Source organism: Roseburia inulinivorans DSM 16841 (genome assembly GCF_000174195.1).
GTDB classification, from domain to species: domain Bacteria; phylum Bacillota; class Clostridia; order Lachnospirales; family Lachnospiraceae; genus Roseburia; species Roseburia inulinivorans.
Genome location: NZ_ACFY01000057.1, coordinates 14,353 through 28,278, shown reverse-complemented (window position 1 = coordinate 28,278; position 13,926 = coordinate 14,353). Strand labels below are relative to the sequence as shown.

The 13,926-nt window shown below is 41.4% G+C and carries 12 protein-coding genes and 1 pseudogene; 2 read left to right on the top strand and 11 right to left on the bottom strand.

The window, feature by feature from the left end; translation table 11 throughout:
• Positions 1-2: 2 nt before the first annotated feature.
• The 6 genes and pseudogenes from dcm to ROSEINA2194_RS06200 all read right to left on the bottom strand — a co-directional run bounded on the left by dcm (position 3) and on the right by ROSEINA2194_RS06200 (position 4,141).
• Positions 3-1,298: a DNA (cytosine-5-)-methyltransferase gene (dcm, locus tag ROSEINA2194_RS06225; protein WP_007884607.1), complete on the bottom strand. Its 1,296-nt coding sequence runs from the start codon at positions 1,296-1,298 to the stop codon at positions 3-5.
• 70 nt (positions 1,299-1,368) lie between these two features.
• Positions 1,369-1,920, bottom strand: coding sequence for a hypothetical protein (locus ROSEINA2194_RS06220; RefSeq protein WP_007884604.1), 552 nt, complete (start codon positions 1,918-1,920; stop codon positions 1,369-1,371).
• Between the two features lie 154 nt (positions 1,921-2,074).
• Entirely contained in the window at positions 2,075-2,365 is a 291-nt protein-coding gene (locus ROSEINA2194_RS06215; protein ID WP_007884594.1) for a hypothetical protein, read from the bottom strand.
• Positions 2,362-3,269, bottom strand: a pseudogene (locus ROSEINA2194_RS06210) (ParM/StbA family protein). The gene ROSEINA2194_RS06215 and the pseudogene ROSEINA2194_RS06210 overlap by 4 nt, the downstream one beginning before the upstream one ends.
• A gap of 187 nt (positions 3,270-3,456) precedes the next feature.
• Positions 3,457-3,789, bottom strand: a complete 333-nt coding sequence (locus tag ROSEINA2194_RS06205) for a DUF5720 family protein (protein WP_005341391.1) — start codon at positions 3,787-3,789, stop codon at positions 3,457-3,459.
• A 40-nt stretch (positions 3,790-3,829) separates the two neighbouring features.
• Positions 3,830-4,141 carry a hypothetical protein gene (locus ROSEINA2194_RS06200; protein ID WP_215727210.1) on the bottom strand — a complete coding sequence of 104 codons (312 nt, stop codon included), beginning with the start codon at positions 4,139-4,141 and terminating at the stop codon, positions 3,830-3,832.
• Between the two features lie 210 nt (positions 4,142-4,351).
• Here ROSEINA2194_RS06200 and ROSEINA2194_RS06195 point away from each other — a divergent pair, with 210 nt between their 5' ends.
• Entirely contained in the window at positions 4,352-4,588 is a 237-nt protein-coding gene (locus ROSEINA2194_RS06195) for a helix-turn-helix domain-containing protein (protein ID WP_005341369.1), read from the top strand.
• A 307-nt stretch (positions 4,589-4,895) separates the two neighbouring features.
• Here ROSEINA2194_RS06195 and ROSEINA2194_RS06190 read toward each other — a convergent pair whose 3' ends face one another.
• Both ROSEINA2194_RS06190 and ROSEINA2194_RS06185 read right to left on the bottom strand, forming a co-directional pair.
• On the bottom strand, positions 4,896-5,888 hold the full coding sequence (locus ROSEINA2194_RS06190; RefSeq protein WP_044927368.1) for a metallopeptidase TldD-related protein: 993 nt from the start codon (positions 5,886-5,888) through the stop codon (positions 4,896-4,898).
• 187 nt (positions 5,889-6,075) lie between these two features.
• Positions 6,076-9,879 carry a phosphoribosylformylglycinamidine synthase gene (locus ROSEINA2194_RS06185; protein WP_044927353.1) on the bottom strand — a complete coding sequence of 1,268 codons (3,804 nt, stop codon included), beginning with the start codon at positions 9,877-9,879 and terminating at the stop codon, positions 6,076-6,078.
• A 373-nt stretch (positions 9,880-10,252) separates the two neighbouring features.
• Here ROSEINA2194_RS06185 and ROSEINA2194_RS06180 point away from each other — a divergent pair, with 373 nt between their 5' ends.
• A complete protein-coding gene (locus tag ROSEINA2194_RS06180; RefSeq protein WP_007884582.1) occupies positions 10,253-11,137 on the top strand; it encodes a LysR family transcriptional regulator in 885 nt (294 codons plus the stop codon).
• Between the two features lie 714 nt (positions 11,138-11,851).
• Here the strand turns inward: ROSEINA2194_RS06180 and ROSEINA2194_RS06175 are convergent.
• The 3 genes from ROSEINA2194_RS06175 to ROSEINA2194_RS06165 are packed head-to-tail and all read right to left on the bottom strand — an operon-like array spanning position 11,852 to position 13,856.
• The gene (locus tag ROSEINA2194_RS06175) at positions 11,852-12,124 is read right to left on the bottom strand and encodes a hypothetical protein (protein WP_007884575.1); all 273 of its coding nucleotides are present in this window, start codon (positions 12,122-12,124) and stop codon (positions 11,852-11,854) included.
• Between the two features lie 44 nt (positions 12,125-12,168).
• Positions 12,169-13,290, bottom strand: a complete 1,122-nt coding sequence (locus ROSEINA2194_RS06170) for a PDDEXK nuclease domain-containing protein (protein ID WP_007884572.1) — start codon at positions 13,288-13,290, stop codon at positions 12,169-12,171.
• On the bottom strand, positions 13,287-13,856 hold the full coding sequence (locus ROSEINA2194_RS06165) for a glycoside hydrolase family 19 protein (protein WP_007884570.1): 570 nt from the start codon (positions 13,854-13,856) through the stop codon (positions 13,287-13,289). Before ROSEINA2194_RS06165 ends, ROSEINA2194_RS06170 begins: the two co-directional genes overlap by 4 nt.
• Between the last annotated feature and the right edge of the window lie 70 nt (positions 13,857-13,926).

The window sequence follows — 13,926 nt, the reverse complement described above, 5'->3', positions numbered from 1 at the left end:
GCCTAATGGATTCCTTTCTCAGACACTTTCTGTGTGTTAAGTTCGGAGTCTGCCTTTTGTAACAATCTGCCAATTGCCTCGATAACATTGACAGTTACTCCGTTTCCAGCCTGTTTATAAAGCTGTGCGTCAGAAGTGCTGTCTATGATCTTATCAATCTGCCAGTCGTAATAACCCTGCAGTCGCAGACATTCCCTCGGAACTAACCTTCTTATTCTGCCGTGATACAAGATGCCATGACGATCGGTTGCAGTAATTGTAAACATCGGTTCTTCGGGTTCTTTCATACGTCTGCCGTTCTGACGAACATTCTCTTTTGCTGGTGTTAAGACTGCTCTTGCTCCATCCTCTGCTAATACACCAGAACATTCTCCTTTGTATTTGTGGACACCGCATTGTCTGGTATTCAGGCTTCTGCATTCTTCCGTTACCACCGGCGGAGGTGAAAGATCGACAAAGTGCAGCGTTCCCTGTTGAACACCTGTTGTCAGGGTATGTGCGATCTGGTGTCCGACTCTTCCTCTCCTGCTGTTGAGATTCGCATAACCCAGATCGATGCTGTCCCCTTCTCTTGCAAGTTTGTAGCCGAGCTTTGTATTCTCTTTGATTGGAACACCTACATCATATAATCCTGTCTTGCCGCCCATTCCACCTGCCTGTGATGTCAGGGTACAGCTTAGTCCTTTGGGACTGTAGACTCTTTTCCCCTGACTTCCTGCCCGGACTTGAACAAGAGCTGCTCCATTTGTTTCTGGTTCAGGTAATACTTTTCCGGCACATCGGAAATCAAAATATCCGACAATATACACCCGTTTCCTTGCTTGGGGGACTCCGAAATCCTTGCTGTTAAGCACTTTCCATTCGACATGGTACCCCAGTTGCGAAAGCGTACTGAGGATGGTGCAAAATGTCCGCCCCTTGTCATGCGAAAGCAGACCGGGAACATTTTCAAGGATAAAATACTGGGGTCTTTTAGCTTTAAGAAGCCGGGCAATCTCGAAAAAGAGGGTTCCTCTTGCATCTGCAAATCCTTCTCGCTTTCCGGCGATAGAGAATGCCTGGCAAGGAAATCCTGCACAGAGTAAATCAAAATCTGGCATTCGTTCTGGTTCGATTGTTCTTGCGTCATTACAATACCACTCCCCTTCCGTATCAAACAGCAATTGGTAGTTCTTATCCGCATAAGTATCCACCTCGCAATGTCCGACACAGACAAAGTTTCCTGCCCGTCTTAAGCCTTCACGAAATCCCCCGATTCCGCTAAAGAGATCAAAAAATTGAATGGTTGCGGCTATCAACCTCCTTTTTGCTGATAAAAACAGGCGGCATGATCTCTCATACCGCCCTTCGTTATTCTGTATCAATTGGTTACCATTCTGTTGGTTCTTCTGCTTTAGATTCTTCCGGATCAGTCTCTCCTTCTGGTTCAGTTTCCTCTTCCGGTTCACTTTCCCCTTCTGGTTTGTTTTCCTCTTTCGGTTCACTTTCTCCATCCGGTTCGGCTTCCTCTTCTGGTTCACTTTCCCTTTCCGGCTCAGTTCTTTCTTCCGGTTGAGTTTCTTCTGTTCCCAATTCTCCAGTTGTCTGTTCGGATTCTTCAGGCTGCTCTTTGCTTTGCCATTCGACCTCTACCTTTTCCAGTGCTTCTTCTATAATCTGAATTAAGAAGTCTTTCTGTTTCATGTGTTTCTTTCCGATGACTACTTTTAATCTCTGGAATAATTCCTCTGATACCTGTACTGCTACTGTTCTTACTGCTCCCATGCTTATTTCTCCTTTTCCTTCCACTCTGTTGAAATGTTCTTCAATGACCTGTTGTAAAAATTTTTGTGTGCTGCTTTCTGTGAGTTCAATCTCTTCTCTTACTTTCTCATGTAAGTCCATCGGGATCTTTCCGCAGATATTTTTCATCTCTGCCATAACCTTTCTCCTTTCACTTTTGCTACACACAACATACTCCAAAGCCGCATGGAAAGCTATTCACAATACCCACCAAAGATATCGATGCATTTCTTGCCTTACCCCTAGCAGATCCAACAATGTATGTATCGTGCAATCATAGGCCTCACCCCCTTTACAAATTTTCCATTTGAGATAGAAAATCCATCATCTGATCTGGTATTTCTTCCGATGATAGTTTCGTTGTCGATTGTTCCGTAGTGCCACATATTCCTAATTCCCGAACACTTTCTTTTATCGTCTTTTGAATGACTTCTTCCATCCATTTCCGATCCTCTTTTTCCAGAATTGCCTGAACCAGATACTGGCTTTTCTGCCCTTCTGGAACACTTTGAAATTTCTCCCATGCCCTCTGGTGTTCTGGATTTTTCAGGTTCGGGCGGAACGAATATACCGGGCGTGTCATCTCGTCCACATCTGCTCTACAATCCGTTCATACCCTGTTGCGTTGGCATGGACGTCCTCTATAAAAACGGGGCGGCAAATCGCGTCCTGTGCGGTCACGTGGCGTTTTAAAATTGCGGAGCCTCCCCCATAAATACGGTGGGTACTGCCCGGAGATCAAACCCGGATTCTGTCACCGCAGACAGTATTCTTTCTATATATTTCCGTCCGTTTTCCTGTATGATCCGTCTGGCCTCCTCTGCCATACTGCAAGATTCCCTCCGAAGCACACGCTCAATTTGAGTTTCTGTCACAGACAGTCCGGTATTTCTACGCACTTGTTCTGCTGTCTCATCAATACATCGGATTACTCCAAGTTCCAGACTTCTGCACGTTGCTGCATTCGGAACAGCATTGTCCAGCCTCATAAGGTCAACGGTCCAGCCACCAATATCAACAAGCAGAACAGACGGTTCATTCTTCAGATACTCTGGATGCAGAGCAAGCGCAGAGTATCCCTGTGGGAACAGTTTCACATCTTTTATTGTTATCTCATATAACTCACTTTCATATAAAAATCGCACTGGCTGCTCTTTCCGCAACAGATACTCCCTGAATCCCTGTTTCTCTCTTCCAAAACTTGAAAGCGGAAGTCCAACAGCCAGAATTACCTCTGTCTTTCGTTCCGCTTTCCGATGCTTGATTTCTTCTGCAATGGCTGCCAACGTCAGCAGATAATAATTATCATTGGACGTTTTATTTTTTACCAGCGTCTGTCTTCCCGTACCGCAGACATAATACTTTCCTTGATATTGCAGAACATTCTGCATGGTATACGGCTCGTAATCATACCCAATAATTCCACTTGGGAAAGACACTTGTCTTGTTTTAATGGCATAATAGCCATGATCAATTCCTATGATTATCGCAATCACATCCTTTCATTTTTTCTGTTTAACGTAAGGTCAAAAATGTTGTCACTGCTGCAACGGATCGTTGCAAAAGTGCCATTCGTGAACACTTTTCTATGTTCCAGCGTCCCAAAACCTGCGGAAAATCTGGTTTTTTTATACCACTATCGCCAGAGGAACACTACTGTTCCTTCCCAGCCGGTTATAAAAGATCCCTCTCCCGGCGGCGGTCCAGCCTGTCCGGGGGAGGGATATATCGCAAGTTTCCTTTTTGAACAATTGCCTGTCTTTTTATTTTTATGAGATGTTTTTCCTGCTTTTGTAAAATGGGAAGATACTCCGGTTCTGTCAAAAACTTCCGTATATAATTGCCCTTTTTTCCCAGCTTGTTATCATTTTTCAGCAGTTCTATTTCTACCATGTAATGGGTATCTGGATGAAATCTCTTCTCACACAAAATGCTGTCCCCTTTTATATAATCAGATTTAGCCGATTCTCTTGCTGCCGCCAAGAGTTCATAAATACTTACTTCCACCTCTTATCACCTCCCAAAAGACCAGAAAAAAGCAGACCTCTTAATCGAAGTCTGCTCCTGTCGGATATGGTAATCCTCTTTCTTCATATTTTTTATCGATATAATTTCGAATCCATTCCCTGTATTCTTCCGTTAATGCCAGTTCCTGAAATTCTAACAACCACTTTTCCCCTTTTGCTTCGTCATCAAGCCATCGATCTTCTATGCACTCCGGCTCATCTAACATTTTCATCATCGCTTCAAATGGCTCTTTTACATCATCACCAAATTCTTTCCATAAGGCGATTCCATAGTTCTCCAGTTCAAAAAATTCTGTCAGATATGTCAATCGTTCCATATCCCCCAATGTCATTCTTTTTTCACCTGACAATAATGCTCGATCTCTTTTGCCACATAGATTTAAAAATTTTCTCTTTTCCATCTCCACATCCATTATACTTTTACCTCTTCCTGTTAAAAATAATTCCTTATTACGAAACATTATAAAATTTAAATTCTTTAGAATCAATATATATATTTCTGTATTACGAATCTTTTTATTTTATAAGGGGAGTTCATCATTATGCAAAAGATTAGACCAGATATGGATATTGGTAAAAATATCCAAGCAATTCGATATAAAAACAATATGACTCAAGACCAAGTAGTTGCAAAATTAAATCTTATGGGTATCTCCATCACCAAAAGTACCTATGCCAAACTGGAAACAAATCGCATGAACATTAAGGCATCTGAATTAGTTGCACTTGCAAAACTCTTTCATACCGATATCAATGCTTTCTTTTCCGGCTTGCTATAGTTCGACATTCCCCGACTCCCTGTGTATATAATAGCATATTAAAAATAAGAACCAGTCTATATTCTTATCGGATATAAACCAGTTCTTTTTTCTTATCAAATAATATAAAAGTGACAGGGAATTCAGATTCTTATCTTCTGTCACTCATGTAATTATTATTCTATTTTAAATTTAATGAATTTACCCATTCTTGAATTTCTTTTTCAATGTTATTTTCTATATAAACGTCATACACATTTTTCCACATTATCTGTGTATACTGTTATTTTCAACCCCATAATTATAACTTGGTACACGCTATACACTACTATAAACTGTACTCCATTTTACCTTTATCAATGATGACGGTATCCTGCGCAAGTGTTCCCTCATCATCAAAAAAGAAGGTTGCTGTCTCAGATGCTGCTGCAGCGCCGTCGTGCATGGTAACTAACGGGGATGCCACATATTCGCCAATGTATTTTTCTGCCAGCGCACGTTTTTTCACAAACATATCCATTTCAACGCCATGTCCGAACGCTTCATGCACGATCATGCCTGTGACATCCGGTGCACAGATGCAGTCATACTCGCCCGGTGTGATTGGTTCACTTGTGGCAAGATCATTGAGTTTCTGCACTAATGGTGGAATTTTTGTTTCCATGTCATCTAAAATTTCCATTCCGCCACAGCCGGAGCAGCTGTCAAATGCCATCTTCATCTCCTCGCCCTTCGGGATCAGTCCCATGATCATGCCGTTTGTCCACATGACGTTCTGCGTCATGTCTTTGTTTGGAGATAAAAATAATTTATGATAAATCTGGTAAACGCATGCTGTCTTGATCTCAACGATTTTTTCATCCTGTGCCATTGCTTTTTCACGCACTGCGCCAAGGCGTTTTACGATCTCCTCATCGCCTAATTCTTCCGGCAAAACTTCATAGTCAGTGCTTTTTTCAAAATGATATGCTTCGTCCGGAATTTCTGGATACTGTTTCACTTTCATGTCATCCGGAAGCTTTTTTGCCCACGGCATCACATGATTTTTGATTTCCTCTGCAACGCTGTCAATCTCATTCTCATCAATGTGGCTGAACGCATATTCTCCATAGCTCTCGCCATCGTATACTTTTACCACATATCCTAACTCCACAAACATGTTCTCCGTAATGCTGATTCCCTGTTTTGAAATGGTGTACTGTTTGCCTTTTGAATCTGTCATCAGAATGGATGCATACGAATATGTCTGCAGCAATCTATCTAATAATTGTTTCAGGATCGGTTTTTTCTGTTCAATCAGTTTACTTGATACAACCTTCATCTTTTTCCCTTTACCTTTCAAGTTTTCGTTGTCCTTATCGACTATCTCAGTATAGAAAATGGTGTTATATTTGTAAATAGCTTTCATGTAAGTGGTAAAGTTTGTACCGTAAGACGTAAAAAAGACCTTGCAGAGTTTATACACTCCACAAAGTCTTTTTCATCTTTTATAAATAATATTGCCTGTTTTATTTGAAGTAAGCCACACCGGATTCAAAGATCTTGATATCCTGCTCACCATAGATGTTCATTGCAACACTTCTGTCACGTCTCTCAGAGTGAGCCATCTTGCCAAGTACACGGCCATCCGGGCTTGTGATACCTTCGATCGCCATGTAGGAACCATTGACATTCCATTCTTCATCCATAGTCGGAACACCTGCTTCATTCACATACTGGGTAGCAACCTGTCCGTTTGCAAAGAGCTTGTCTAACCACTCCTGTGGTGCTACAAAACGTCCTTCGCCATGGGATGCCGGATTGCAATATACTTTTCCAAGCTCTGCTCCCTGTAACCATGGGGACTTGTTGGAAACAACTTTTGTGTAAACCATTTTGCTCACATGACGTCCGATGGTGTTGTATGTTAAGGTTGGTGACTCAGCTGACTGTGGGCGGATCTCTCCGTAAGGAACCAATCCTAATTTGATGAGTGCCTGGAATCCGTTACAGATACCAAGTGCAAGTCCGTCTCTCTCATTTAACAGCTTCATGACTGCCTCTGTCATCTTTGCATTGCGGAATGCAGTTGCGAAGAATTTTGCAGATCCATCCGGTTCGTCACCGGCGGAGAATCCACCCGGGAACATGATGATCTGGGACTGTTCGATTGCTTTTACAAACTCATCTACAGATTCACGGATGTCATTTGCATTCATGTTTTTGAATACCTTTACGATCGTATCGGCACCTGCACGCTCAAATGCGTCTGCACTGTCGTACTCGCAGTTAGTTCCCGGGAATACCGGGATGAATACAGTTGGTTTTGCCACTTTGTTTTTGCATACATAAATGCTGTCTGCTTTGTATAATCCTGTTTTAACTTCATCCTTATTCTCTGTTACACGGGTTGGGAAAACTTTTTCTAATGTAGCTGTCCATGCGTGTAATGCTTCCTCCATGGAAATTCTCATATCACCGTAAATAAAGCTTTCTTCCTCATTTACCCATCCGACAAGTGCTTCGTATCCTGCAAGTCCTGCTGCATCGAATGCTGCTTTTACCTCTGCAACTTTTTCAGCCGGAACTTCTGCCACAATGTTACCGAATCCCGGAGCGAATAATGTTTCTTTAGAAACATCTTCATTTACTGTGACGCCAAGCTTGTTACCGAATGCCATTTTGCTGACTGCAGCTGCAAGTCCTTTTCCGTCAAGTGCATAAGCGGATACGATCACGCCAGCCTGGATCAGTGCATGGATAGTATCGTATAATTTCATGACCTGTGCGTAATCCGGAAGGTCAAATTCATCTTTTTTGATTGTAAACAGTACTAACTGGTCTCCCACTGCTTTTAATTCCGGTGTGATGATATCTTTTTCTTTTGCGATATCCACAGCAAAGGAAACAAGTGTTGGTGGAACATCAATGTCATTGAAGGTTCCGGACATGGAATCTTTTCCACCGATGGATGGAAGACCGAAGCCGATCTGTGCATTGTAAGCACCAAGTAATGCTGCAAATGGCTGGCTCCAGCGTTTTGGATCCTCGCTCATTCTGCGGAAGTACTCCTGGAAAGTGAAACGTACTTTCTTGTAATCACCGCCTGCTGTTACAATTCTGGACAAGGATTCTAATACTGCGTAAACAGACCCGTGGTATGGGCTCCAGCTTGATAAGTATGGATCAAAACCATAAGACATCATGGTCACGGTATCGCAGTCTCCCTTTGCAACCGGAAGCTTTGCAACCATGGACTGAGTCTCTGTGAGCTGATATTTTCCACCGAATGGCATGTAAACGCTGTTCACACCGATGGAACCGTCGAACATCTCCACAAGACCTTTCTGGGAGCAGACATTTAAGTCTGCAAGCTCTGTCATCCATGCGGCTTTCATATCATTTGCCGCAACTGCCTCTGCTACCTTTGGTGCTGCGATCTTTTTGAAATAATTTTCTTTTTCCTCAGGCATCTCAACTTCTACGTTGGTCTCCTGATGTGCACCGTTTGTATCTAAGAATGCTCTGGAAAGATTTACGATCTCTTTTCCTCTCCACTCTAATACAAGTCTTGGATCCTCTGTCACAACTGCAACTTCCACTGCCTCTAAGTTTTCCTCAGCTGCGTAGCCTAAGAAGGTCTGTACATCCTCCGGAGCTACAACAACTGCCATACGCTCCTGGGATTCAGAGATTGCAAGCTCTGTTCCGTCAAGTCCGGCGTATTTTTTCGGAACTTTATCTAAGTTAATACGAAGTCCGTCTGCTAATTCACCGATTGCTACAGACACACCGCCTGCACCGAAATCGTTACATTTTTTGATAATGTGGGCAACTTCCTCACGGCGGAATAATCTCTGGATCTTACGCTCTGTCGGAGCATTACCTTTCTGCACCTCTGCACCGCAGACAGAAGTGGACTGTGTATTGTGTGCCTTGGAGGAACCTGTTGCACCACCGATACCGTCACGTCCGGTACGTCCTCCGAGTAAAATAATGATATCTCCCGGATCAGAAGTCAGTCTCTGCACTGCACGTCTTGGAGCAGCACCCATAACAGCACCGATCTCCATACGTTTTGCGACATAGTCTGGATGGTATACTTCTTTTACATAACCGGTTGCAAGTCCGATCTGGTTACCATAAGAGCTGTAACCGTGAGCTGCCTCGCGGACAATTTTCTTCTGTGGAAGTTTTCCCGGCAACGTGTCTTTCACAGATACAGTCGGGTCTGCTGCTCCTGTCACACGCATTGCCTGGTATACATAGGTACGTCCTGACAACGGATCACGGATCGCACCACCGAGACAGGTAGCTGCACCACCGAACGGTTCGATCTCTGTCGGGTGGTTATGTGTCTCATTTTTGAAGTTTACAAGCCATTCTTCTGTCTGTCCGTCCACTTCAACCGGAACTACGATAGAGCATGCGTTGATCTCATCGGATTCTTCCTGATCCTGTAATTTTCCTTCTTTTTTCAGGCGCTTCATGGCAAGTAATGCGATATCCATTAAGCAGACAAACTTGTCGGAACGTCCTTCATAAAGATTTTTGAATGTATTCAGATAGTCATTGTAAGTCTCTTCGATCGGTTTTTTGTAAAATCCGTCATCAAACTTCACGTCCTTTAACTCTGTGGAGAATGTCGTATGACGGCAGTGGTCTGACCAGTAGGTATCAAGAACACGGATCTCTGTTACGGATGGATCTCTGTGTTCTTCCTTTTTAAAGTAGTTCTGGATATGTAAGAAATCCTTGAATGTCATAGCAAGGTTTAAAGAACTGTAAAGCTCTTTCAACTGTGCTTCCGGCATATCTGCAAATCCCACAAAAGAGATCACATCTGCAGGATCTTCAAAATTCTGTACCAAAGTCTCCGGTTTCTCAAGACCAGTCTCTCTGGAATCAACCGGATTGATGCAGTGATGCTTGATTGCCTCTAACTGCTCCTCTGTGATATCGCCTTCGATCACATAAGTAGTTGCGGTACGGATAACCGGTTCTTCCTCTTCGTTTAATAATTTCACACACTGTTCTGCGGAATCTGCTCTCTGATCAAACTGTCCCGGTAAATATTCTACAGAAAAAGTTTTTGCATTGCCAAGTTCGAAGGTTTCCTCGAAAACCGTATCTACCGGCGGCTCTGAAAAAACAGTGACCAGTGCCTTCTTGTAGGTCTCCTCTGAAATATTTTCTATATCATAACGAATCAGTTCACGTACACCTGTCACGGAAGAAATTCCAAGATAGCTCTTAATCTCAGCCTGTAACTCTTTTGCCTTGACTGCAAAAGCCGGTTTCTTTTCTACATAAACTCTTCTTACCTTGCTCATAAATGTTCCCTTTTCCTTTCGCGATATGTTTTCTTTTATTCTGCTTCTGGCATGATTTTTTCTGCCACGCCAGATATTACGCTTCGCAATTATGACGTACTGAGTCATTGCGATTCAATCTTAGGATAGTATAACATATGGTATTAGATTAGCATAATTAATATATTTAATTTGTTTTATAAGTTCATTTAATATTTAATCTACTATTTATCACGCACACTTCACACTCATTTAATCATAAGAATCGATTGACACAATTATAAGTACGTCTTATAATTATATCTATTCAGGCACATCAGTCTGTATATACGCTCATTATAATCTGAGGTTTTCTCTAACCTGGAAACCTTATTGGAAAGGTACACGCATTTTTATGGATATCAACTACGAGTTATATAAAGTTTTTTATTATGTTGCAACCTCTTTGAGTTTTTCCGAGGCAAGTAAACAGTTATACATTTCACAGTCGGCTGTCAGCCAGTCGATCAAGACATTGGAGAAAAAATTAGAGCAGCCTCTTTTCATCCGGAGCACGAAAAAAGTACAGCTCACCCCTGCCGGAAAAGTACTCTTAAAGCACATTGAGCCTGCCATGAACTTAATCCAGCGCGGTGAGAGCCAGCTTCTCGATTCTGGCAGCCTTGGACTTGGACAGCTCCACATCGGTGCCAGCGATACGATCTGCCGTTACTTTTTAGTTCCTTATTTAAAGCAGTTCCACAAGAAGTTTCCAAATGTGCCAATCAAAGTAACCAATGCAACTTCTGTAAGCTGTGTGGATCTCTTAGAGCAGGGAAAAGTGGATCTGATCGTGACGAACTTCCCAAATGCACATTTGAATCATTCCTATATTCAGAAAACAGTCTGCAATTTTACCGATGTTTTCATTGCAAACCCTGCCTACTTCAATCTGAAACAGCAGGAGATTCCGTTTGAAGAACTGAAACAGTATCCGATCCTCATGCTTGACCGCAAGAGTACCACAAGTGAATTTCTGCACAACCTGTTTTTACAGCATCAGTTAGAGTTAATCCCGGAAGTGGAATTAAGCAGTAATGACCTGTTAATTGACCTTGCCCGCATCGGACTTGGAATTGCCTTTATCCCAGACTACTGCTTAAGCCGGGAATCCAAAGACCTGTATGTTGTGAGAACCAAAGAAAAACTCCCGTCCCGCCAGATGGTAGCTTCCATAAATCCAACTTTGCCAGTGTCACAGTCTACGGAAGAATTTTTAAAACTCCTGCCGGAATTATAAACCGGAGTTTAACTGGCGTAGTGTCGCAGATTCTGTGGTGCGATTATAGGTTGTGAAGGGCAGATATAAGCGTCCTCTCACAAGTCAGAATTTTATAGGTTTATGAAAAGAAAAACGGTACAGACGAAATATGATGTTCCTGTTCGCCGGGCATTCCGATAAGCCTCTGAAGAGTCTTATCTCCATGGCTCACGAAGGAAATCATATTTGTCTGCACCGTTTTTCTTTCATTTACGTTACGAATGACTTGTGAGAGGACGCTTATATTTGCCCAATCAACGTTATGGAGTGCACCACAGAATCTGCAATTTACGTTATGGAACTCACGATTGTGGAAGAACCGCTGCCAGCTACTCTTCTTTTTCACGCAGCTGTTTGTATATGGTCTCTGCGTCAGTATTAATTTTTCGTTGTTCTTTCCAACCTGAATCAATCAATCTATTTTTTGTAATATTATTCATACACAATAAATTCTTTTTTTCTCCGAACTCCTCACCTATTGTTTTAACTTATTGTACTATATTATTAGTCATACAAAATTCAGGTTCCAGTATCGGAACTGCACAAAAGCTACACTTGTTTGTACAACCTCGACTAATATAAGCAAAATAATTATCCCCTGCCGGATACTTATATACTATATCATCCAAAATGGAATAGTCTAACGGAAGTATATCAATATTTACAGAATCACCTAACCCCAAAATGCTTGAATCAGTTAATCTCTGGCGAAATAAGTTTTTCATAACTCTTTATTGTTTTTACAGTCTGATTATAATAAAACGTAAACAATGATGTTATATATACCCTATCATAATGCTTTCCATAAAATTCCGCTGAATCCATAACCCCCTTGTAAAAAGTCACTTCATCCCCACGCCCTTTATGGTATGTACTTATCTTCATCAATCCCATTGGCGGATATTTGTTTTTATAATTAGGTTCTACTAGTAAAATCCTCATTATCATGTCTCCAATTTTTATCATTTTTGTATATCACAATATTCTAAGGATGTAACATTTTTCTCATTTCATTCTTTCTCAAATATCCTCAACCTCTTAACAATCTCCTCCGGTTCCGGCAACATTGCTTTCATCTCTTCTGGTAGTGTATTTCGTAACTGATATGTAGCCACCCCAATCGGTGCATTTATTTGCTTCAAGGCATATTCTACATACATTTTATCCTTGCTCTTACAAATAATAATACCAATAGATGGATTCTCGTCAGGCAATTTAACTTGTTCATCCAATGCCGTCAAATACATCTGCATCTTTCCAGCATATTCTGCTTCAAATTCACCTATTTTTAACTCTATGGCTATCAGACTTCTCAACCTTCTATGAAAAAGCAATAGATCAATATATAAATCCCTGCTTCCTATCATCAAATGGTATTGATTTCCAATAAATGTAAAATCACCACCCATTTCTATCAAAAATGACCTAATATTGTTTACTAACTGCATTTCCAGCTCGTGTTCTGAATATTCCGGTGAGAGTTCCGCAAAATCAAAGGTATATTCGTCCTTTACTGCTAATTTTGCCTGTACTCTTCTCTCTTCGGTTAATGTTAAATCAAAATTGGTCTGATTCAACAAATATTTTTCATATGTTTGTGCTTCAATAAAATTAGTCAATACACGCTTTGTCCAACCATATCGCTTTGTCATCTGAATATAAAATTCTCTTTGTAAATCATCTTTGCATTTCTCCATGATAATTATATTATTGCTCCAGCTAATTTCTCGCACCAATGGTGCGAGTTTTTCAGAATCACGATAAGTCAAGTAAAAATTACGCATTCTCCACAGATTAGCGGCTGAATAACCTTTTGCTCCCGGAAATTCTTTCTGTAATTCTTTTGACAATACTTGTACAATAGATTTTCCCCATCCATTTTGTTCTTGTTGTTTATAAATCTCTTCTCCAATTTCCCAATATAAATTAATAGTCTCCGCATTTATCATTTTCAAAACATGATATTGCTTTTTATTTATCAATAGCTTTAAGTCATTGACCAACGGCTCATATCCCACAATTTCACTTTTTTCCATATCCATCTCCATTTCTCGCACCAATGGTGCGAGATTTATTAACCACATTATTTCTAAAAAACCATCTTTTTTTATTGCTTTTTGGATTGTTTTCATTGAATTACCTCCGAAAAATATGCGTATGCCTTTTCTCTTTCCTCCAGCTTCGATTTTCCTCCATTGATAATGCGTGTAATTACCTCCACACTCGCATTTTCATCACATTTCTTATTTAAATCATACCTATCATCATTCGCTGTCCTCGGTTTCCCAATGCTCCAGTAAAACCCTGCGGATTCCCAATAATAGTTTTGCCCTACATAAAGCGCTCCATCCGTGATAATGCGCTCATCTCCCATATAATCACTGAACGCCTGATAATTTGCTCTTCCGGTAATATGTATTGCCCCTGCTCCACTGAATAAAGGGCCATCTCCCTTCTCGGTATTGCCAAGATTCTTTGCTCTATTATTATTTTCATATTCTCCCGTGAAATAAGTAATCGGATCGGGCGGGTTATATTGCTCCACCCTGCCATATCCTCTTTGCGACTCAACAGCGCATTGTGCCAAAAAATGTGCAATACGGTTGGGCGTGTTTATCTCATACTTCCACAGTATCCGGTTCAGTTCATCCACATCCTCCTGCGTAATCCCCCTCGTTCCGTCTGCGTATTCGGGCATTGAGGTCGTCAGGTCGTACGAGACCATATCCCGGAACTTAGATCAAATACTTATTTTAAACTATTTTTCC